The organism is Qipengyuania nanhaisediminis, from assembly GCF_045862805.1.
GTDB lineage: Bacteria > Pseudomonadota > Alphaproteobacteria > Sphingomonadales > Sphingomonadaceae > Erythrobacter > Erythrobacter nanhaisediminis_A.
Genome location: NZ_AP025760.1, coordinates 1,851,504 through 1,873,005 on the forward strand (window position 1 = coordinate 1,851,504; position 21,502 = coordinate 1,873,005).

The following is a 21,502-nucleotide window of genomic DNA, read 5'->3' on the forward strand; positions in this document are numbered from 1 at the left end:
AGCGTCAGATGGGTTTGGAGGCAAGCGAAATGCGTGGCCCGAAGGCCCGCAATCCACAAACTGTTTGAAAAATCGGCTGATCGGCGAGCCGGGACTATTCGGCGAGCGGATCGTCCGAGGCATTGTCGGCCGGATCGGCGAGCAGGTCGTCCGCGGTGGCCGCACCCGAAGGAGCGGCCGGATCGGCCAGCAAGTCATCGGCAGCAGGAGCCGCGACATCGCGATCGAGAGTGGTCGAGATCTCGGCCACGCGCGATTCGTTCACCGCCAGGGCCGCCAGCACGATCGAGAGGACCACGAAGGCAATTGCGAGCCAGCGGGTCGAGCGGGTGAGAAAGTCCGCGGCACCGCGCGCACCCAGCGCACCCGAAGGATTGCCGCCAATGCCCAGCCCGCCGCCTTCGGAGCGCTGCATGAGCACGACGCCGACGAGAGCGGCGGCGACGATGGCCTGGATCACGGTGAGGATGATGAACAGCGACATGGACTTCTTCTGATCGGGAGATTTCTATTCGTATCGGTTGGGCAGCGCATCTAGGGATGTTGGGGCGCGGGGGCAAGCTCTCTTGCCCCCTCGCGCCGGGTGCGCGGCACCGGCAGGTGCGCAGCGGGTCAGCCCTCGTCGCTTTCCCCGGCCGCGAGCGCGATGCCCATGAAGCTGTCAGCGGTCAGGCTGGCCCCGCCAACCAGAGCGCCGCCGACCTCGGGAGTGGAGAGGATTTCGCCGGCATTTTCGGGCTTGACCGAGCCGCCGTAGAGGATGCGCACCTCGCGCCCGTGCTCCTCGCCGAGGAGTTCGACCAGCAGCGCGCGGATATCGGCGTGCATTTCGGCAATGTCGGCAGGGGTGGCGGTCTTGCCGGTGCCGATCGCCCAGACCGGCTCGTAGGCCACCGTCAGCCGTTCGCCGGCATCCTCGATGCTTTCAGGAAGCGATGCCTTGAGCTGCGCCTTGACGTGGTCGAGCGCGCGACCGTCTTCGCGGATGTCCTCGGTCTCGCCCACGCACATGATGACGCGCAGCCCCGCGGCAAAGGCGGCTTCGGCCTTGGCGCGCACGGTGGCATCGCTCTCGCCGTGGTTCTGGCGGCGTTCGCTATGGCCGAGAATGACGAATTTCGCACCCGCATCGGCGACCATGGAAGCGGAGATGTCGCCGGTATGCGCGCCGCCTTCCTCGTGATGGCAATCCTGCGCGCCGACCATGATCTGCTCGGCCTCGCGATGGATCGGGTGGATCAGGGTGTAAGGCGGGGCGAGCGCGACCTCGACCTTCATGTGACGCTGCGCTGCGCGGTCGATCGCGCGCGCTTCGGAAAGCATTGCGCGCGTTCCGTGCATCTTCCAGTTACCGACGATATAAGGCCGCAGGGGCATTCGCATTTATCCTGAGAAAATTGGGGCTTCGAATCCGAGCGCCCGATGTAGTGTGCGGGGGGCGCGTCCGCTAGCCGGTAGGGCAAGTTTAGTCAAAACCCTTCCGAACCTGTTGCCGCGAGGTCGCATGGCAGATAAAGCGCCTGACCGGCCCTGCCCCCTCGGCGCGATCGATCATCGTTCACGCGAGCGTAACGGCCGACACGAAATGGCTTTCCGACCCGCATGGTCTTGCTGACGAGGCGTGCGGGGACGCAAGGCCTCGATGCCTATTTACCGGGAATTGCACCAAGATGATCTCGCTATTTCGCAACTTCTTCCAGTCGAAAATCGGCCTGCCGATCTTTATCGGTTTTCTCGTGATCGTCGCGCTGGCCTTTGCCGCGAGCGATATCAGCGGATCGGCGACCTTTGGCGGGCTCACCGGGGACGACAAGCTCGCGGTCGTGGGTGACGAGGCGATCACCGGCAACGAGATGAACAGCTCGATGCAGAACGCATTGTCCGAGGCGCGCCAGCAGAACCCGACGATCACCATGCCGCAATTCATCGCGCAGGGCGGGCTCGAGGCCGAGCTCGACCGGATGATCGATCGCTATGCCACCGGTATTTTCGCACGCGAGCATGGCCTTCGCGCAGGCGACAACCTGATCAACAGCGAAATTTTGAAGATCCAGGCATTCCGCAACCTCACCGGCGATTTCGACCAGGCGACCTACCAGGCCGCGCTTCGCCGCGAAGGCATCACCGATGCGATCCTGCGGCGCGATATCGGCGATGGCCTGCTCGCCCAGCAATTGCTCCGCCCCGCGCTTTCCGCCCCGCAAATGCCCGAAGCCGCCGCGCGCCAGTATTCGGCACTCGTGCTCGAACGGCGCGAGGGCAAGATCGGGATGATCCCGGCCACCGCATTCGCTCCCGAAGGCGATCCCGGCGCCGAGACGCTCAACACCTTCTACAGCGAAAACCGCTCCGATTTTCTCCGGCCCGAACGCCGCACGATCCGTTTCGCGCGTTTCGGCGCGGGCGAAGCCGGTGTGGGCGAGGCGCCGACCGATGCGGCGATCGCCGCGCGCTACGAACGCGACACGCAGCTCTATGCCGCGAGCGAACGCCGCGCGATCAGCTCCTTCGTGGTGCCGACACAGGCAGCCGCGAACGCCCTCGTCGAACGGATCCGCGCTGGCACCTCGCTCGAAGCGGCCGCACGCGAGGCCGGCTTCAACGTCTCGACCGGCGAATTGCGCGACCAGGCCACCCTGGCGCAGGCCACCAGCGCGGCCTTTGCCGAACGCGTCTTTGCCGCGCGCGAAGGGGCCATCGTCGAACCGGCGCGCTCGTCGCTTGGCTGGTATGTCGCCCGGGTCGATGACGTCGAGAGCAATGCGGCGCGCTCGCTCGACCAGGTCCGAGACGAGATCGCTGCCCAGCTGCGCGAGGAAGCGCGCGCCGGTGCTCTGATCGAGATGAGCAGCCGGATCGAGGAGATGGTCGATACCGGCACCTCCTTGTCCGATGTCGCTGCCGAATACGGGCTCGAGATCACCGCTGTCAGCGAAGTGCTTGCCAGCGGCCAGATCTATGGTCGCCCCGGAGCCAGCGTGCCCGACGACCTGCGCCCGCTGCTTTCGACCGCGTTCCAGATGGATGAGAGCGAGCCACAGCTTGCCGAAATCGTTCCGGGCGCCGAGTTCGCGATCTTCGATGTCAGCGATATCGAGGAAGCCGCCGCTCCGCCGCTTGGCGAGGTGCGCGCCGAAGTGGTCGCGGCCTGGCGCCGCAGCGAGGGCAACCGGCGCGCGGGCGAAGCCGCTGCCGAGATCCTCGAAGCGGTCGAAGGCGGCAAGGACCTTGCCACGGCTATGCGCGAGGCGAACCCGGCCCTGACCCAGGTCGAGAACGTCAACCTGCGCCGCGCCGAACTGCTCTCGGGCCAGCAGCGCGTGCCGGCCCCGCTGGTGCTGCTGTTCTCGATGGCGACCGGCTCGACCAAGATTCTCGAGGATGCAGGCGAATTCGGTTGGTACGTGGTCGACCTTGAATCGATCGAGACCGACCCGATCGAGGACAATCCCGAAGTGCTCGCCCAGACCCGCAGCCAGCTCGCGCCCGCCCTGACCGGCGAATATGCCGCGCAGCTGACCCGTGCGATCCGCGAGGAAGTCGGCGTCGAGCGCAACGAGGACGCGATCGAGGCGCTGCGCCGCACGCTCGCCGGCGAAAGCTGAGCGCTGCGCCGCAGCGACCCCGCCACCGCGTGACCCAGGACGAACCCGCCTCCCCCGCATTGCAGAACCGCGCCCAAGCCGCCGCAGCGCTCGGCAAGGGTGCGCCTGCGCTGGTCTGGCGCAAGGTGATCGCCGATTGCGACACGCCGGTCGGCGCGGCGGAGAGGTTAATCGAAGCAGGCCGCGGCGATTTCCTGCTCGAATCGGTCGAAGGCGGCGAGGTGCGCGGGCGCTACAGCCTGCTCGGGCTCGATCCCGACCTCGTCTTCCGCGCCCATGAAGGCCGGGCCGCGATCAACCGCCAATGGCAGGCCGACCGCGCGGCTTTCGTCCCTTGCGAGGCGAATGAGGGCGAGGACGCGCTCGCCGCGCTCCGGGCGCTCGCCGATAGCTGCCGGATCGCCGATCTGCCGGCCGCTCTACCACCCGCGCTCGCGTGTCTCGTCGGCTATTTCGGATACGAGACGATCGGGCTTGTCGAAACTCTCCCGCGCGCACCGCGCAGCGCGCTCGACCTGCCCGACATGCTGTTCGTGCGCCCGACCCTGGTCCTGGTGTTCGACGGGCTGTCCGACGAATTGTTCTGCATCGCGCCGATCTGGTCGGCTGACGATCCGGAGCGCGCGATTGCCGCAGCCGGCGAGCGGATCGACGAGGCGCTGCGCAAGCTCGCCGCGCCCCGCGCGCAGCCCGCCCGCCATGAACCACCGGCCCACGAACCGTCGCTGTCACCGGTGATGGAGGGCGATGATTACAAGGCACTGGTCGAACGCGCGCAGCAATACATCCTTGCAGGCGACATCTTCCAGGTCGTGCTCGCCCAGCGTTTCACCTGCCCTTTCACCCTGCCGCCCTTCGCGCTTTACCGCGCGCTGAGGCGGGTTAACCCCTCGCCCTTCCTCTATTTCCTCGACCTGCCCGGCTTCGCCATCGTCGGCTCCAGCCCCGAGATCCTCGTGCGCGTCCGCCCCGATGCCGATGGCGCGCAGCAGGTCACCGTGCGCCCGATTGCCGGCACCCGACCGCGCGGTGCGACCCGCGAGGATGACCTCGCCAACGAAGCCGCCCTGCTCGCCGATCCCAAGGAATGCGCCGAACACCTGATGCTGCTCGATCTCGGGCGCAACGATGTCGGGCGCGTCACGCAAAGCGGCAGCGTTACCGTCACTGACAGTTTCACCATCGAACGCTACAGCCACGTCATGCACATCGTTTCCAATGTCATCGGGACTCTCGCCCCCGAAAAGAGCGCGCTCGATGCGCTGTTTGCAGGCTTTCCGGCCGGCACCGTCTCGGGCGCGCCCAAAATCCGCGCCTGCGAGATCATCGCCGAACTCGAAACCGAAACCCGCGGCGCCTATGCCGGCGGGGTCGGTTATTTCGCGCCCGACGGATCGGTCGATTCGTGCATCGTGCTGCGCACTGCCGTGGTGAAGGACGATGTCATGCACGTGCAGGCAGGCGCAGGGATCGTTGCCGATAGCGATCCCGACAGCGAACTGGCCGAATGCCGCGCCAAGGCGGGCGCCCTGATCGCCGCCGCGCGCGAGGCGGTGCGGGTCGTGGGCGAGCCGGGGTTCGGCCAATGAGGATGCCGGGTAGAACCGCCGCTGTGTTCATCGCCGCACTGGCGCTGGCCGCGTGCGAGAAACAGCCCGAGGGCGAGCCGGTCGTGCGCGCCGAGCTTGGCGAAGCGGTCGAAGGCACGGATCAAACTCCCGCGCAAATCGCTGCCGATGCGAACGGCGAGCCGGGCGAAGGCGCCGCCTGCAGGCAGGCCGTGTTCGAAAGCGTCCCGGTCACCCATTGCATCGCCGATCCCGAACGCCACCGGATCGACACCGCTCTCGCGCCGGTCAGCGGCGACAATTTCGGCACGATCGAAGGCTGGGCCGCGGGCCGCAACGAAAGCGACATCGCCTTCGTGATGAATGGCGGCATGTATGGCGATGACCTGCGTCCGATCGGCTATTTCGTGCGCGCTGGCGACCGCTTGTCCGAACTCGACATGGGCGATGGCTCTGCCGGGATAGCGGGCAATTTCTACCTCAAGCCCAATGGCGTGTTTTTCGGCACCGGCGACAGCTGGCGCTTGCTCGACAGCGAGACCTTCCTGCGCACGGTCGGCACCCGCCCGCAATTCGGAACGCAATCGGGTCCGATGCTGCTGATCGATGGCGCGATGCACCCTGAAATACAGGACAACGGCCCCTCGCGCGCGATCCGCAATGGCGTGGGTATCGATGCCGAGGGGCGCGCCCATTTCGTGATATCCGATGCCCCGCTCAGTTTCGGCCAGCTCGCGCGTTTCTTCCGCGACGAGATCGGCGCGCGCGACGCGCTCTATCTCGATGGCAAAATCTCCGCCTTGTGGGACCCTGCCAGCGGGCGAATGGACAAGGGCCGGGTCGGCCCGCTTCTGGTGGTGACGAGACGATGACGAGAAATTCGAACATGATCGACTACAAGCGCACGCTCTATCCCGAGATCGAGCCATACGAGACCGGGATGCTCGATGTCGGCGAAGGCCATTCGCTCTATTACGAGCGTGTCGGAACGCCCGGCGGCAAGCCTGCGGTCTTTCTGCATGGCGGACCGGGCGGCGGCATGGCGCCCTCGCATCGCCGCCAGTGGGACCCTGAAATCTACGACGTGCTGCTGTTCGACCAGCGCGGCTGCGGCAAGTCGCTTCCCTTTGCCGAGATCGCGCACAACGACACCTGGCGCATCGTCTCGGATATCGAGGCCCTGCGCAAAATGTGCGGGCACGAGGCGTGGCAGGTCTTCGGCGGAAGCTGGGGCGCGACGCTCGCTCTCGCCTATGCGCAAAAGCACCCCGAACGCACCACCGAGCTGGTTTTGCGCGGCGTCTTCCTTGCGCGCGAAAAGGAAAAGAACTGGCTCTACCGCTACGGCGCGAGCGAGATCATGGCCGAACAGTGGGACAGCTTTTCGGGCCACATCCCCGAAGCCGAGCGCGACAATCTGGTGCGCGCCTATCACGCGCGGCTGACGAGCGAGGACGAGGCGACGAGGCTTGCTGCGGCGAAGGAATGGTCGCTGTGGGAGGGCACGGTTGCAACCTTGCTTCCCAATGACGACCTGCTCGCCGATTTCGAGGAACCGGCCAAGGCGGTCCCCTTCGCCCGCATCTGCGCGCGCTTCTTCCTCGAGGATTTCTTCCTCGAAGAAGCGCAATTGCTGCGCGATGTCGATGCGATCCGGGACATCCCCACCATCATCGTCCAGGGTCGCCACGATATCTGCACTCCGCCGACCAGTGCATGGGAGCTGAAAAAGGCGCTGCCCCATGCCGAGCTTTGGATGGTCCACGATGCCGGGCACTCGGCAAGCGAGCCGGGGATCATCGACGGACTCGTGCGCGCGACCGACAAGCTGGCGGGCAAGAGCGCGGACACGAACGGCTGACCCCGCATGAGCCACATCCTCGTCATCGACAATTACGACAGCTTCACCTTCAACCTCGTCCATTACCTGATGGAACTGGGCGCTGAGGTGCGGGTCGAGCGCAATGACGCGGTCAGTGCGTCCGAAGCCTTGTCGAGCGATGCGGCGGGTTTCCTGATCTCGCCCGGCCCGTGCACGCCCGACGAGGCCGGCATCAGCCTCGACCTCGTGGCGGCCTGTGCCGATGCGCGCAAACCGCTGCTCGGCGTGTGCCTCGGCCACCAGGCGATCGGCCAGCATTTCGGCGGCAGGGTCGTGCGCGGCGGGTTGATGCACGGCAAGACCTCTGCGGTCAGCCACGATGGAACCGGCGTGTTCGCCGGATTGCCCTCGCCGTTTGCGGCGACCCGCTATCACAGCCTCGTGGTTGAGGACATTCCCGACTGTCTCGAGGTCAACGCGACCTCGGACGATAGCCATGTCCAGGGCTTCCGCCACGTGGACCTGCCCATCCACGGCGTGCAATTCCACCCCGAAAGCATCGCCACCGAGCACGGTCACGACCTGCTCGCCAATTTCCTCAAGATTTGCGGCATCGCCCCCAAGGAACCCCGATGAAGACCCTCCCCCTCGAAGTGCCGCACATGAACGAGGCCGAGGCCGAGGAGGTGTTCGGCTGGATCCTCGACGGCGAGGCGAGCGAGGAGGAGATTGCGCGCTTCCTGCTGGCGATGACCGAACGCAGCGAAACCTCCGACGAGATCGCGGGCGCGGCGCGCGCGCTGCGGGCGCGGCTGATCCCGATCGAGGCTCCCGAAGGCGCAGTCGATTGCTGCGGAACCGGGGGCGACGGACACCACACGCTCAATGTCTCGACCGCGGTCAGCCTCGTGGTCGCGGCCTGCGGAGTGCCGGTCGCAAAGCACGGCAACCGCGCCGCCTCGTCCAAATCGGGCGCGGCCGACACGCTCGAAGCGCTCGGCCTCGACATGGATGCCGCCGGCCGCACCGCTGAAAGAACGCTCGCCGAGATCGGCATCTGCTTCCTGTTCGCCAAGAACCACCACCCGGCCATGGGTCGCATCCAGCCCATCCGCCAGAAACTCGGCAAGCGCACCATCTTCAACCTGATGGGACCGCTTTCGAACCCCGCACGCGTCACCCGCCAGCTGATCGGGATCGCACGCCCCGGCTATGTCCCGATCTATGCCGCCGCCAAGGCGAAGCTCGGCACCGCGCGCACGTTCATCGTCTCGGGCGATGAGGGGCTCGACGAACTGAGCCTGGCCGGCGGAAACGAACTGGCCGATGTGCGCGATGGCGATTTCGAAATGCGCCGGGTCGATGCCGCGATGGCGGGCCTGCCCCACGCGCCCGTCGAAGCGATCCGCGGCGGCGATGCCGCGCACAATGCCAAGGCGCTCGCCGCGCTGCTCGGCGGCACCCCCGGACCCTATCGCGACGCGGTGGCGTTCAATGCGGCGGCCACCCTGATGGTCGCGGGCCGCACCGAAACCCTCGCCGAAGGCGCCGACATGGCCGCCGAGGCGCTCGACAGCGGCCGCGCGCAGGACCTGCTCGCCCGCTGGATCGAGATGGCGGTTTGAAGGCCATGAACAAGCTCGAGGAAATCTGCGCCGCCAAGCGCGAAGTGGTCGCCGCGCGCAAGGGCGCGGTCTCGCTCGCCGATCTCGACGCGGCCGCCGCCATCCAGACCCGGCCGCGCGGCTTCGAACAGGCCTTGCGCGACCGGGCCAGGACCGACTTCGCGCTGATCGCCGAGATCAAGCGCGCGAGCCCGTCCAAGGGGCTGATCCGCGAGGATTTCCGCCCCTCCGAACACGCGCAAGCCTATGCCCGGGGCGGCGCGGCCTGCCTGTCGGTGCTGACCGATGCGCCCTATTTCCAGGGCCACGAGGACTACCTCGTCGCCGCACGCGCCGCCTGCGAACTGCCGGTGCTGCGCAAGGATTTCATGGTCGATCCCTGGCAATGCGCCGAGGCCCGCGCCATCGGGGCCGACGCGGTGCTGGTGATCGTCGCCGCGCTCGATGACGGGGCCATGGCCGAGATCGAGGCCGCCGCGCTCGAACGCGGGATGGACGTGCTGGTCGAAGTCCACGACGAGGCCGAGATGGAGCGCGCCGCCCGACACCTTCAAAGCCGGCTGATCGGGGTCAACAACCGCGACCTCAAGAGCTTCACCACCTCGCTCGGCGTGACCGAACGCCTCGCCCCGCTCGCACCCGAAGGCGCATTGCTGGTCGGCGAAAGCGGTATCGCGGTGCATGCCGATCTGGAACGGCTGGCGAAAAGCGGGGTGCGGACGTTCCTGGTGGGCGAAAGCCTGATGCGCGCCGAGGATATCGCGGCTGCCACCCGCGCGCTGCTCGAAGGGTGATCGCGGGGCGGCGCTGATGCGCGCGTGCCGCCCCCTGTCCTACGCCGCGCGCTTCTGGCAGACAGGCGTCATGACCGGCCCACACACCTACGCCAAAGATCGCTTTTTCCGATCAAGAACCATTCGAGTGATCGATTGGCTTTTTGCACCAGGACAGTGTTCCATGTGTTCCACCCGTGCCACAGCTGCGACGGGCCGAGCGGCATGACGAGGCTCACCCATCTCGACGGATCGGGCGCAGCGCGCATGGTCGATATCGGCGCGAAACAGCCCAGCGCACGCATCGCCGTCGCTTCGGGGCGGATAAAGATGTCGCAAGAGGCGCTCGGCGCGATCAAGGGGGGCGACAATCCCAAGGGCGACGTGCTGGCCGCCGCGCGGATTGCCGGGATCATGGCGGCCAAGCGCACCGGCGATTTGATCCCGCTGTGCCACCCGCTCGCGCTCGATGCGGTCACGATCGATTTTGCTTTGGAGAATGACGGTCTGCGCGCCACTGCCAGCGCATCGCTCACCGGCAAGACCGGGGTCGAGATGGAAGCCCTGGTCGCGGTCTCTACCGCGCTTCTGACGATCTACGACATGGCCAAGGCACTCGACCGGGCAATGGTGATCGGAGAGATTCGCCTGATCGAGAAGCGCGGCGGCAAGTCGGGCACCTGGCGCGCGAGCGAGGCGTGAGCCTGCTCGCGCTCGAACAGGCGCAGGAGCGCTTGCTCGCGCTCGCTCCCGAGCTGGGGAGCGAGACCGTGCCGAGCGATCGGGCGCTGGGCCGGGTTCTTGCGGCCGGTTGCACCGCGCGGCGCGCGCAGCCGCCCTTCGATGTGTCCGCCATGGATGGTTTCGCGCTGCGGGGCCATGGCCCGTGGCGATGCGTGGGCGAATCGCGCGCCGGGGCGCCCTTCGAAGGCGCGCTCGAACCCGGCCAATGCACCCGCATTTCGACCGGCGCGGCCATGCCCGACGGCGCGGACCGGGTGCTGATCCGCGAAGACGCCGCGGTGGAGCACGACCGAGTGAGCACGGCGGCCGACCCGGTGCCGGGCCAGCATGTCCGCAAGCGCGGTTTCGATTTCGGCGTCGGCGAAAGGGTGTTGGCATCGGGAGAGGTGATCACCCCTGCCCGCCTCGCTTTGGCGCTCGCATCGGGGCACGGTGAATTGCCGGTCGTTCGGGCGACGCGCGTCGCGGTGATCGAATGCGGTGACGAGCTTGCACGCGATCCGGCTGACTGCGCGCCGCACCAGGTCCCGGCTTGCAATGGCGCTATGGTCGCTGGCCTGCTCGCGCCGCTGGCCTGCGAGGTCGAACGTCTCGGGCCGGTCGGCGATGACCCGGCTGCGCTTGCCCGTTCGCTCGAAGAAGCCAGGTACGCCGATATCGTCATCACAATTGGCGGCGCATCGGTGGGCGACCACGATCACGTGCGAGGGGCGCTCGCGGACTGGGGCGCCAACATTGCCTTCTGGAAGGTGGCGATCAAGCCGGGCAAGCCCCTGCTGGTCGCATCGCGCCAGGCGGGCGAACAGCACCAGGTGGTGCTCGGCCTGCCGGGCAACCCGGTATCGAGTTTCGTCACGGCTTTCCTCTTCGCGCTCCCGCTGGTGCGCCGCGCCAATGGCATGGCCGATACCCTGCCCGAGAGCGAGCCGGCGATACTCGGTGAAGACCTGCCGGCGACCGGGACGCGGCGTTCCTTCCTGCGCGGGATATGGAGCGCGGGCGAGGTGCGCCTTGCCGCCTCGCAGGATTCGAGCGCGCTGCACGCTTTGGCGCGCGCAAACTGCCTGATCGATCGGCCCGCGGGCGCCGCGCCTTCGGCCACTGGAGACACGGTTCGCGTGCTGCGCCTTCAAAATGGCTGATTTCTGCGGGTTATCCCGATGAGCTCGCTTGACTTGCCGAATCGAGTTGCCTAATTGTTCTGTATTCGTTCACCATATCGGTGCGCGGAAACGGCCCCGAACGCAGCGCCCCTGCCCCGCAGGTTCGCTGCCTCTGGGGGCGCAAGAGGGATGGCACCCGTGCCCGGATCGCCCGATCCTGGCGCCCGGCGGTGCGGTTTTACGGAGTTTGCCCCATGTTGACGGCAAAACAGAACGAATTGATCCGCTTCATTCAGAAGCGCCTGGAAGAAACCGGCATTTCACCCAGTTTCGAGGAGATGAAGGAAGCGCTCGATCTCAAGAGCAAGTCGGGCGTCCACCGCCTGATTTCCGCGCTTGAGGAACGCGGCTTCATCCGCCGCCTGCCCAACCGGGCTCGCGCGCTCGAAGTGCTCAAGATGCCCGAGGATGCGACACCGACACCGCGCAGCACGCTCGCGGCGAACGACGCGGTGGCTTCGGTCTCGACCACGATGACCAATGCGCCCGAACCGGCCAATGACGTGATCGAGATACCGCTCCACGGCCGGATCGCGGCAGGCGCCCCGATCGAGGCGCTCGAAGGTCAGAACTCGCTGCCTGTTCCGGCCGCGCTGCTTGGTCCTGGCGAACATTACGCGCTCGAAGTGTCGGGCGATTCGATGATCGAGGCCGGCATTTTCGATGGCGATTTCGCACTGGTGCGCCGGACCGACAATGCCCGCGACGGCGAAATCGTCGTTGCGCTCGTCAACGGCGAGGAAGCAACACTCAAATACCTGCACAAGGATGGCGGGCGGATCCGGCTCGACCCGGCCAATGCCGCCTATGATGCGCAGGTCTACGGGCCCGAACAGGTCCAGGTGCAGGGCAAGCTCGCCGGCCTGCTGCGCCGCTACCACTGATCCCGGAACACCCGCCCGGTGTCGCGCTGATACCGGGCGGACCGCTCAGTCATTTCCGGGGCGCCACCATCCGTGCTCGCCCTGGCTGTCGGCGACCCGGGTGATGCGCTGGGCATCGAGATCGATGGCAAGACCGCCCGTTTCCTCGAGCAGGCGCCGGTCTGCCTTGAGCCAGCGCGGGCGGCACGATCGCGGAAGAAAGCGATCGGCGACGACGATATCGGATTGCTCGCACGCCGCTGCAAGCGCGCGCTCCTCGATCAAGGACCGGTTGCGCGCCATGAGCAGAGACCAGTCGCGCCCCCCTCGCTCGATCGCGATGACACAGAATTCGGGCGAACAGCGCGCGCCTTTCCAGCTTGCCAGGGGGATCGGTTCGCTCGCCACGCTTGCCAGTTCGAGCAGGTTGTCGCGCGAATAGGACGAACGGCTGTCGCGCAGCGAAAGCAGGCGGCGGCTTCCATCCTCGGCCTCGAAGGTAATGCCGACATGGCGACCCTCACGTCCGATCAGGACATCGGGGATCGGGGTCGAAAGCAGCAGCGCCGTTGCAACCGCGCATGGAACAAGGCCAAGCGCCCTCGCCCGCCCGTGCCACAGGGCAAGCCAAAGCCCTCCGGCGGCAAAAAGGGCGACGGTCAGCCCGCTCATCTGCGGCATCAGCTTGACCGCGCCGGGTTGTGAGGAGGCGAAGTGCGCGATTGCCAGCAACAGTTCGAGCGATTGCTCGACGAGCCACCAGAACGGAGCGCCCAATCCGACGGCATCCATGGTCAGCGCGATCGCGATCAGCGGCATCGAGACGAATGTCACGAGCGGAATGGCCAGGACATTGGCGAAAGCGCCGTAAAGCCCTGCCCGGTGGAAATGAAAAAGGACAATCGGCATGAGCGCGATCTCGATCACGAGACCAGTGAGAAAGAGCATGAAGACGCGCCGTCCTGCCCCTGCCGCCCAGCTCTCCTCGCGCGGGGCCAGGAACGCCTTGGCAGGAGCCGATGCGTGCACGGCCACGATCGCGAGCACCGCGGCAAAGCTCATCTGGAAACTCGGTCCAATGACGCTCTCGGGCCACAGCAGCAGAACGAAGACTGCGGCCACCGCCACCATGCGCAGCGACAGCGCGTCGCGTCCCATCGCGAGCGCGATCAGTACCAGCATCGCTGCAGCACAGCTGCGCACGGTGGGGACCTGCGCGCCAGTCAGGAGCGTGTAGCCAATGCCCGCCAGCGCACCGAAAGCTGCCGCGGCGACCGGGAGCCTGATCCGCAGCACCAAGGCCGGGAACAGTGCCAGCAATCTGAAAGCGACGAGATAGGCCGCCGCAATCACCGCGCTCACATGCAACCCGCTGATCGCCAGCAGGTGAGTCAGCCCTGCATCGCGCATTGCCTCGCGATCGGTTTCGGGGATCGCCCCGCGGTCGCCGCTGGCAAAGGCAGCCGCGATGGTTCCGGGCGGCCCATCGACCCGAGCGCGCACATGCGAGGACAGCGCGCGCTGGATCGCCGCGATCGTGCCGCTCTCGCGAGGTGGTTCGATGACTTTAATCGGTCCGATCACGCTGCCTGTCGCGGCCAGCCCCTCGAACCATGCCGCGCGCGCGAAATCGTAGGCGCCGGGCAGCATCGGGCTCGCCGGAGGCATAAGGCGCACCCGCATTTGCAACACGGCGCCTTCTGCGAGCTTGACACTCCCGGTCTGTTCGACCGTTTCAAGCGGGATGTTGACCCGTATCTTTCGTCCTTCGCCGGTGTTCGCATCGCGCACCGCCATTGTCAGCCGGATCCGGTCCTGCGCCCCCTGGTCCTCGCGTTCAAGAACATAGCCCTGGACCCGTTCGACCGAGGGGCGCTCGATCGGGATCGCATGGACCATCTCGGAGCGCGCCCAGATCACCGCGATCCCCGCAGCAAAGATGAGGGTGCAGGCGATCACCGCGCTGCGCAGCCGGTCGCGCTCGGGCCGGTCGCGCCACAGGGCGAGCGCGAACAGGGCACCCAGCAGCGAGAGCGCGATGGCGCTTGCCCATTGCCACGGGGATGCGAGCGCGAACCAGGCGAGGATCCCTCCGGCGAACAGCACCGCCAGCCACGGTGCGCGGTCATATCCCGCATCGGCCAGAAAGCGCTCGAAAGCGTCAGCCACAGCGCTTGCCCGGATGGCTGCGCTACTGGACAATCCCCTGCCGCTTTGCCACAGGCGACGCGAAGCCTCGCGAGGCTTGACCGGGACGTTTCCATCGCCAGCAATGCTGGGATCGGGTTCGCCCGCAATCGGAATGATCGGCGCCTCAGCCAAAAGCCTGCGTCCCCCCTCGGGCTGGCCGGTTCGAAGCGCCAAGTGAATAGGAAATAAGCGCTTATGGCAAGTCCAGCGGCCAAGCCCGTCGTCACCCGCTTCGCGCCCTCGCCCACAGGATTCCTGCATATCGGCGGCGCACGAACGGCGCTGTTCAACTGGCTGTTCGCACGCCACCATGGCGGCAAGGCGTTACTGCGGATCGAGGACACCGATCGCAAGCGCTCGACCCAGGAAGCGATCGATGCGATTCTTGACGGGCTGTCCTGGCTCGGCCTCGATTATGACGAGGACCCCGTGTTCCAGTCTGAGCGCGCCGATCGCCACGCCGAAGTGGCGCACAAATTGCTGGAAGCTGGGCACGCCTACAAATGCTTTGCCACCCCCGAAGAGCTCGAAGCCATGCGCGCCGAGCAGCGCGCGAACAAACAGCCGATGCGCTATGACGGCCGTTGGCGGGACCGCGATGCTTCCGAAGCGCCGGACAGTGCGCCCTACACCGTGCGCCTCAAGACCCCCAGCGAAGGCGAAGCAACCATCGCCGACGCGGTGCAAGGGAATGTCTCGGTCCGCAACGAAGAGCTCGACGACTATATCATCCTGCGCGCCGACGGGACGCCGACCTACATGCTCGCCGCCGTGGTTGACGATCACGACATGGGGGTCACTCATGTGATCCGCGGCGATGACCACCTCAACAACGCGTTTCGCCAGCTCCCGATCTATCACGCAATGGAGCAGATCGAAGGCGATTGGCCCGAGCCGGTCTATGCCCATGTGCCCCTGATCCATGGGTCAGACGGGGCGAAATTGTCGAAACGCCACGGCGCGCTGGGCGCCGAAGCCTATCGCGACGAGTTTGGCATCCTACCCGAAGCGCTGTTCAATTACCTGCTGCGCCTTGGCTGGGGGCACGGCGACCGCGAGGAAATCACTCGCGCAGAAGCGATCGAATTGTTCGACCTTTCCGGTGTCGGCAAGAGCCCGTCGCGCTTCGACATGAAGAAGCTCGAGAACCTCAACGGCCATTACATCCGCGAAAGCGACGATGCGCGCCTAGCGCAGCTGGTCGGCGAACGGATCGAAAGTGACGTCGATCTCGGACTGCTCGAACAGGCCATGCCCGTGCTCAAGACGCGCGCCAAGAACCTCAACGAACTGGCTGATGGCGCAGGCTTTCTATTCGCCAGGCGCCCACTTGCCATGACCGACAAGGCGGCCAAGCTTCTCGATGCCGATGGCCGCGCGCGCCTGCGTGCCGTTTCCGATGCTCTGGCTGGTGAAAATGACTGGACAAGCGAGGCTCTCGAAGCCACTACGAAATCGCTTGCCGAGCGCCTCGAACTGGGCCTCGGAAAGCTGGCGCAGCCCATGCGCGCTGCGTTGACCGGGACGACAACGTCCCCCGGAATTTTCGATGTTCTGGTCCTTCTGGGACGGGAAGAATCCCTGGCACGGATCGACGCGCAGGCCGAATAGGCCCGGACCGCGGCGACAGTGACAGGCACAAACATAGGCAGGAGACTTACCTTGGCGGACAAGCAGGCGAAACTCGAACTGGGCGGCGAAAGCCACGATTTCCCGGTCCTCCAGGGCAGCACCGGCCCTGACGTGATCGATATCCGCAAGCTCTACGGCCAGACCGGCAAGTTCACCTTCGATCCCGGTTACAAGTCGACCGCCAGCTGCGAAAGCGCGCTGACTTATATCGACGGCCAGGAAGGCGTGCTGCTGCACCGCGGTTACCCGATCGGGCAATTGGCCGAACATTCGAGCTTCATGGAAGTGTCGTACCTGTTGCTCAACGGCGAACTGCCGAGCACCAACGAGCTCGACGATTTCACTTACACGATCACCCGCCACACCATGCTGCACGACCAGCTGCGCCAGTTCTACCAGGGCTTCCGCCGCGACGCGCACCCGATGGCGATCATGTGCGGCGTGGTTGGTGCGCTGTCGGCCTTCTATCACGACAGCACCGACATCTCCGATCCGGAACACCGCAAGATCAGCTCGCATCGCCTGATCGCGAAAATGCCGACGATTGCGGCTGCTGCTTACAAGTATTCGGTCGGGCAGCCGATGATGCAACCGGACAATTCGCTCAGCTATACCGGCAATTTCCTGCGCATGACCTTCGGCGTTCCGGCCGAGGAATACGAAGTTATCCCCGAAGTGGAACGCGCAATGGACCGGATCTTCATCCTCCATGCCGATCACGAACAGAACGCCTCGACATCGACCGTGCGGCTGGCTGGCTCCTCGGGCGCGAACCCGTTTGCCTGCATCGCGGCAGGCATCGCCTGCCTTTGGGGTCCCGCTCATGGCGGCGCGAACGAAGCCGCGCTCAACATGCTGCGCGAGATTGGCACGCCGGACAAGATCCCGCACTATATCGAGCGCGCCAAGGACAAGAACGACCCGTTCCGCCTGATGGGCTTCGGGCACCGCGTCTACAAGAATTACGACCCGCGCGCGACGGTCATGCAGAAGACCGTGCGCGAGGTTTTCGACGCGCTCAAGGTCAACGATCCGGTCTTCGAAACCGCGCTTCAGCTGGAGGAAATCGCGCTCAACGACGATTATTTCCGCGAGAAGAAGCTGTTCCCCAATGTCGATTTCTATTCGGGCATCATCCTGTCGGCGATCGGTTTCCCGACCACGATGTTCACCGCGCTCTTCGCGCTCGCCCGCACCGTGGGCTGGGTCGCGCAGTGGAACGAAATGATCTCCGATCCCGCGCAGGTCATCGGCCGTCCGCGTCAGCTCTACACCGGCCCGACCGAGCGCGATTACGTTCCGATCGACAAACGCTAATCAACCACATTCGGGCGCGCGCGGTTACCGCGCCGATGGCAAGGTCAGCCTGAAAATGGCGCCGGACGTTGGTTCGGCGCCGTCAGGCTGAACCACTTCGAGTTCGCCCTCCATCGCCCGGGCAAGCCGCCGCGATATGTAAAGGCCAAGGCCGGACCCGCTGTCATTGCCGCCATCGCTGTCGCGCCCGAGCCGCTCGAATTTCTCGAAGATGCGGGCCGCCTGTTCGCGTGTGACACCGGGGCCCTCATCGCGGACCTCGATGCTTGCCGTTTCGTCGGCATAATCCGCGATGGCGATGGTCACCTTGCTGCCTTCAGGCGAATAAACGATGGCATTGCCGATCAGGTTGATCAGCACCTGTAGCACCCGCCGAAACTCGCCCAGTGCCACCACCGGTTCGCCGGGCTCGGGCAGGATGACGGCGATATCGCGCGACTGGGCGCGGACTCCGAGGATCCCTGCGGCCCGGCGAGCGGCATCGGCCAGGTCGACCTTTTCGCTGGCGGTCGAGAAATCGGGTGCCTCGACCACTTCGAGATCGGCCAGGTCGTCGAGCATGCCGGCAAGGTGCTGGCCTGCTTCGGCGATGTTGCGTGCATAATCGCTGTAATCGTCGCGCAGCGGCCCCGCGAGCCGGGCGCGGATGGTCTCGGCATTGGCGATGATGCGCGCGATCGGTTGGCGTAGGACAGGCGTCAAAGCGCTGCCGATGAGGCGTGAATGGACCGCCTGACTCTCCTGCGTCGTGTCGCCGCTCTGATCGGCTTCGTCGGTGAGGGGCTGGTCTGCCACCAGCAGCATTTCAAACCCGCGCGGGGCGGTGCCTTGCGGTCCGATCGGGATCAGGCGAACCCGCCAATGGCGCGCCGAACCCTCGATCGAGCAAGTGGCTCCGTCGAGCAGCCGCCAATGGAGCGGCTGGCGGTGAGCCACGCCCTCGAGCGTGACATAATCGCTCCAGACCTTGCCCGGATCGTTCTCGACAGCCTCCTCGAAAGCGCGAGCATCGCGCGCGGCGGCAGTGACATACTGGACCTGTTGTCGAGCATCGAGCCGCGCGCTCACCTCGGCTGCGGCGCGATCGATAGCGTCGATCCGTTCACCCAGCGCCTGGCTCTCTTCTTCTGGCAGCCCGTTGCGTTGCCAATTCTCGACAAGCAATTCGCAGCCGCCTCCGTCCTCGGCGCTCAGGGGATGAATCCGCACGAATCCGCTGACCATCTCCTCGCCGTCAAAGGCGCTGAATTCGCGCGCGATCCGCAATCCCAACTCGCGCCCCTGTCGCACCAGTTCGAGCAGTTCGGGCACTGCGAGCGTGCCGGGTATCGCCCCTCCGCAATTCTCGTGCAGGTCGGCGAGCGGTTCGTCGGCGGTGAGCAGGCGGTCATCGGCATCGGTGAGGCCGCGCGCGCCAAGCAGGGATTGCTGGCGGTTCACAGCGCGCCTCTCCCCACGGCCTGATGGGCATTCTCGCTCGCGGAATTGCCTGCGAGCAGGGCCCGCGCCTGGTCGGGGGCAATCGCCCCGAGCATGTCGGGAAGCAGGCCCGCCGGGTGAAGTAGGCGAAACTGGCGCTCGATCGCGTCCGGTTCGAGGCCGGCCGCGCGCAGGCTCAGAGCAAGCCGCGAAGGCTGGCGCTCGTGACATGCGAGCACGGCAAGATCGCGCGGCTGGCGCGTCCGCGCGGCGATCGCGCTTGCAAACAAGGCCAGCCCTGCATGGTCGAGTTCGAGCGCCGCCAACGCGCCCGCGCCCAGCACCGTAACGAGCCTGAGCATGCGCCCCGCGCGGCTTTCGGCCTCGTCATATTCCCCGCGAAGGACGTCCTTTGCCTTGGCGATCGCCTCGGCCTCGAGTCCGAGCTTGGCCTTTTCGAACCGTCGAACCGCCGCTCCGAACAGTTCGGCCGGCAATTCGCCTAGCGGCAGGTGCATCCGGCGCTGGGTCTGGACGAAGCGCGATTGCGCCGCGAGCACGGACATGGCCAGTTCGGCAACTTCCTCGCGCTTCGAGGCAACGAGTTCCTGCATCAGCGGACTGAGCACCGGGTCCAGCGCGGCGTCCTGTTCGAGCCGCCGGGTCAGTTCGGTTTCGACCGCCAGAGCGTGGCAATGGGCAAGCAGCGCATTGTCCGAGGCCAGCGCGTCGCACAGGGCATCGACGACGCAATCCGGAAACTGCGGGTCGTCCGAATGGTCTCGTGGGCTCGCGGCGAGCAATTGCCGCGCGATATCGGCGAGCATGCCCCGCACCCTTGCAACGACGGCATCGGTCACGAGGCCGTGGCCTGCATCTTCGAGCATATGGGTGATGACCGGCGCAGCGCCGCGCAGCGCGCGGTTTTCGCGCGCGAGCTCGTCGCGCAGGATCGCTTCGATCGCGCTTCCCTGGGTCCGGTCGATAACCACGTCGCTCATTGCGTAGCCTTTACAGGGCGTATGGTTAAGCCCCGGTTAGCCGGTCAGGAAAGCCTGTTTTGCCACGCAAGGTAAGCCAGTGCGGCAATCGCCACGAGCCCGATGCCTACCGCGATGCCCCCCGCAGCCGTCGCAAGCGCGAATACCAGCAAATGCAGCGCCCGGTCATCCCAGAATTCGGCCAGACCCTGCCCAGCCATGCGCGAACACAGCCGTATCAAACCAATGGCAAGCACCGGCAACAAAGCGAGCGCGGCGATGGAATTGATTTCAGGAATGCCGTGCAAACCCATGATCATCCAGCAAATAATTGCTGTGCCTACATCGAAAATCACGGCCAAGAACCGCTGCCAGTGCCGCCATGGGGGCTGGCCTAACAATCCCGCCTTGAGCGCGCTCCACCCCCTCGCGATCTCGCCAGCAAGCGCACCCAGCGCGGCGATCATCAAACCGGTGACGGCGTGTCCCGCCCAAGCGAACCCGCCGCCTGCGACCAGCAGGAGAACCGCAGCCGTAGCGCTCGCTTTCGGGCCGAAGGCGAGCGTCCGGGCTCCGAAAGCACGCACGAACAGGGCGGCAAGCGCTCGTCCCGGTGCAAACATGGCTGGCCGCTCGGCCAAGGCGGCGATCCGTGCCGTCTCGTGCCGCGAGCAATCCTGGCTGCTCGACGCGAAAAGGACGCCATCTCCTTCCGTCGAAGCCAGTTCTCCGAGGCCCCTGCAGGGCACCTGCGCTTGCAGGGCGAGCCGAAGGAGAAGCGAAACAGGTTCGCCATCGGGCGGACAATCGGCCAGCCCTTGCACCGATTTCGCCGGGACCACCGCGACACCTGCCCAGTGCCGGTCGCGGTCGATCCGTTCAAAATCTTGCGGATAGTCTTCGGCAAGCTTGTGTCTGTGCGGCAATGTGGCGATCGCCGGCATCAGCCTGTCACCGTTTCTGCCCCATTGCTGCGCGAGCGCTGTGTCCGGGACCAGCCCGTCGAGAACGATTGCGAGGCTTCCCTCGGCGCGGACGAGCCCGACCAGTTGCAGGCTCGATCGGACCGCGTGAAAGGCGAGCCCGGCAGCCTCGACCTCGCGCTGAAGGTCTAGCACCGCCTCTACCGGGGTGTCGCACAGGCAGATGATGCGCTCGCACCCCATGGAGCGCGCCCAGTCGGCTTGCCAGGCCAGCACGCTTCGCCCGGCAATCACCTGGGCGGCACGCAGGCCTCCCTCTTCGGATCGCCGGTTCGCGGAAAGCAGTGCCGTTCGCAAGATCGAAGCGTCCTCGTGCCGTGGCGGGCTCACTCGGGATGCGCGCAGCACCCGGCCCTTGCACGCGACGCTAGGCGTGCGGCCGGTGCAGTTTCAAGCGCTGCGGACGCAAAATCTTGGGAATGCGCGGATTGGGAAAGTTAAAGCTCGCGCCGGGCGGCGCCATCGAAGCCCGAGAGAACCGTCTCGATCGCCCGAATGGCCGCCGGTTCGCCCGGGGCGCAGGTCAGGGCGTTCTCCGCTGCGTCGAGCAGTTCTTCGACATGGAAGCTGGCGGCGAGCCCCTTCAACCGCATGGCGGCGACGCTCCAATTGCCGTCGCAGCGCGATCTCTTGAGCAAATCCAGCTGCTTGCGCGCACTTTCTACGAATACGCAGCGCAGTTCGCTGCGCAATGCCGGATCATCTCCGGCAGCCGCGGCCAAAGTCGCGTCAAGGGCACCGCTTTCATAAGCCATGGGCGCCGGAATACCGCCATCCGAGTTAATGCAGGGTTTATCACCCCCTAAACTGTGGTATCC

General features: G+C 66.1%; 19 protein-coding genes. 12 read left to right on the forward strand and 7 right to left on the reverse strand.

Annotated features, from left to right (window positions below; genetic code table 11):
- Positions 1-94: 94 nt before the first annotated feature.
- Together secG and tpiA are read right to left on the reverse strand one after the other, a co-directional pair.
- On the reverse strand, positions 95-484 hold the full coding sequence (gene secG / locus ACKTSM_RS08940) for a preprotein translocase subunit SecG (protein ID WP_407874310.1): 390 nt from the start codon (positions 482-484) through the stop codon (positions 95-97).
- A gap of 128 nt (positions 485-612) precedes the next feature.
- Positions 613-1,377, reverse strand: a complete 765-nt coding sequence (gene tpiA / locus ACKTSM_RS08945) for a triose-phosphate isomerase (RefSeq protein ID WP_407874311.1) — start codon at positions 1,375-1,377, stop codon at positions 613-615.
- A 293-nt stretch (positions 1,378-1,670) separates the two neighbouring features.
- Between tpiA and ACKTSM_RS08950 the strand changes: the two genes are divergently transcribed.
- The 10 genes from ACKTSM_RS08950 to lexA all read left to right on the forward strand — a co-directional run bounded on the left by ACKTSM_RS08950 (position 1,671) and on the right by lexA (position 12,184).
- Positions 1,671-3,605: a SurA N-terminal domain-containing protein gene (locus tag ACKTSM_RS08950; RefSeq protein ID WP_407874312.1), complete on the forward strand. Its 1,935-nt coding sequence runs from the start codon at positions 1,671-1,673 to the stop codon at positions 3,603-3,605.
- Positions 3,606-3,634: 29 nt separating this feature from the next.
- Positions 3,635-5,194 carry an anthranilate synthase component I gene (trpE, locus tag ACKTSM_RS08955; RefSeq protein ID WP_407874313.1) on the forward strand — a complete coding sequence of 520 codons (1,560 nt, stop codon included), beginning with the start codon at positions 3,635-3,637 and terminating at the stop codon, positions 5,192-5,194.
- A 2-nt stretch (positions 5,195-5,196) separates the two neighbouring features.
- Entirely contained in the window at positions 5,197-6,045 is an 849-nt protein-coding gene (locus ACKTSM_RS08960) for a phosphodiester glycosidase family protein (RefSeq protein WP_407874314.1), read from the forward strand.
- 14 nt (positions 6,046-6,059) lie between these two features.
- A complete protein-coding gene (pip, locus tag ACKTSM_RS08965) occupies positions 6,060-7,034 on the forward strand; it encodes a prolyl aminopeptidase (RefSeq protein ID WP_407876343.1) in 975 nt (324 codons plus the stop codon).
- 6 nt (positions 7,035-7,040) lie between these two features.
- Positions 7,041-7,631: an anthranilate synthase component II gene (locus ACKTSM_RS08970; protein ID WP_407874315.1), complete on the forward strand. Its 591-nt coding sequence runs from the start codon at positions 7,041-7,043 to the stop codon at positions 7,629-7,631.
- Entirely contained in the window at positions 7,628-8,620 is a 993-nt protein-coding gene (gene trpD, locus ACKTSM_RS08975; RefSeq protein ID WP_407874316.1) for an anthranilate phosphoribosyltransferase, read from the forward strand. Before ACKTSM_RS08970 ends, trpD begins: the two co-directional genes overlap by 4 nt.
- Before the next feature lie 5 nt (positions 8,621-8,625).
- A complete protein-coding gene (gene trpC, locus ACKTSM_RS08980) occupies positions 8,626-9,414 on the forward strand; it encodes an indole-3-glycerol phosphate synthase TrpC (RefSeq protein ID WP_407874317.1) in 789 nt (262 codons plus the stop codon).
- Positions 9,415-9,618: 204 nt separating this feature from the next.
- Positions 9,619-10,095, forward strand: a complete 477-nt coding sequence (moaC, locus tag ACKTSM_RS08985) for a cyclic pyranopterin monophosphate synthase MoaC (protein ID WP_407874318.1) — start codon at positions 9,619-9,621, stop codon at positions 10,093-10,095.
- Positions 10,092-11,279, forward strand: a complete 1,188-nt coding sequence (locus ACKTSM_RS08990; protein WP_407874319.1) for a molybdopterin molybdotransferase MoeA — start codon at positions 10,092-10,094, stop codon at positions 11,277-11,279. Before moaC ends, ACKTSM_RS08990 begins: the two co-directional genes overlap by 4 nt.
- Before the next feature lie 215 nt (positions 11,280-11,494).
- Positions 11,495-12,184, forward strand: a complete 690-nt coding sequence (lexA, locus tag ACKTSM_RS08995; protein WP_407874320.1) for a transcriptional repressor LexA — start codon at positions 11,495-11,497, stop codon at positions 12,182-12,184.
- Positions 12,185-12,229: 45 nt separating this feature from the next.
- On the opposite strand, the gene ACKTSM_RS09000 is transcribed toward lexA, so the two are convergent.
- Positions 12,230-14,332: a ComEC/Rec2 family competence protein gene (locus tag ACKTSM_RS09000; protein ID WP_407874321.1), complete on the reverse strand. Its 2,103-nt coding sequence runs from the start codon at positions 14,330-14,332 to the stop codon at positions 12,230-12,232.
- 216 nt (positions 14,333-14,548) lie between these two features.
- Here ACKTSM_RS09000 and gltX point away from each other — a divergent pair, with 216 nt between their 5' ends.
- Complete coding sequence (gene gltX, locus ACKTSM_RS09005; protein WP_407874322.1) at positions 14,549-15,964, forward strand: glutamate--tRNA ligase; 1,416 nt, start codon at positions 14,549-14,551, stop codon at positions 15,962-15,964.
- A 51-nt stretch (positions 15,965-16,015) separates the two neighbouring features.
- A complete protein-coding gene (locus ACKTSM_RS09010; RefSeq protein WP_407874323.1) occupies positions 16,016-17,302 on the forward strand; it encodes a citrate synthase in 1,287 nt (428 codons plus the stop codon).
- A 24-nt stretch (positions 17,303-17,326) separates the two neighbouring features.
- Here ACKTSM_RS09010 and ACKTSM_RS09015 read toward each other — a convergent pair whose 3' ends face one another.
- From ACKTSM_RS09015 to ACKTSM_RS09030, 4 genes are all read right to left on the reverse strand, one after another.
- Positions 17,327-18,742: a sensor histidine kinase gene (locus tag ACKTSM_RS09015; protein ID WP_407874324.1), complete on the reverse strand. Its 1,416-nt coding sequence runs from the start codon at positions 18,740-18,742 to the stop codon at positions 17,327-17,329.
- Positions 18,739-19,722, reverse strand: coding sequence for a hypothetical protein (locus ACKTSM_RS09020; protein ID WP_407874325.1), 984 nt, complete (start codon positions 19,720-19,722; stop codon positions 18,739-18,741). The genes ACKTSM_RS09015 and ACKTSM_RS09020 overlap by 4 nt, the downstream gene beginning before the upstream one ends.
- Before the next feature lie 44 nt (positions 19,723-19,766).
- A complete protein-coding gene (locus tag ACKTSM_RS09025; RefSeq protein ID WP_407874326.1) occupies positions 19,767-20,645 on the reverse strand; it encodes a hypothetical protein in 879 nt (292 codons plus the stop codon).
- Positions 20,646-21,121: 476 nt separating this feature from the next.
- The gene (locus ACKTSM_RS09030; RefSeq protein WP_407874327.1) at positions 21,122-21,439 is read right to left on the reverse strand and encodes an Hpt domain-containing protein; all 318 of its coding nucleotides are present in this window, start codon (positions 21,437-21,439) and stop codon (positions 21,122-21,124) included.
- Between the last annotated feature and the right edge of the window lie 63 nt (positions 21,440-21,502).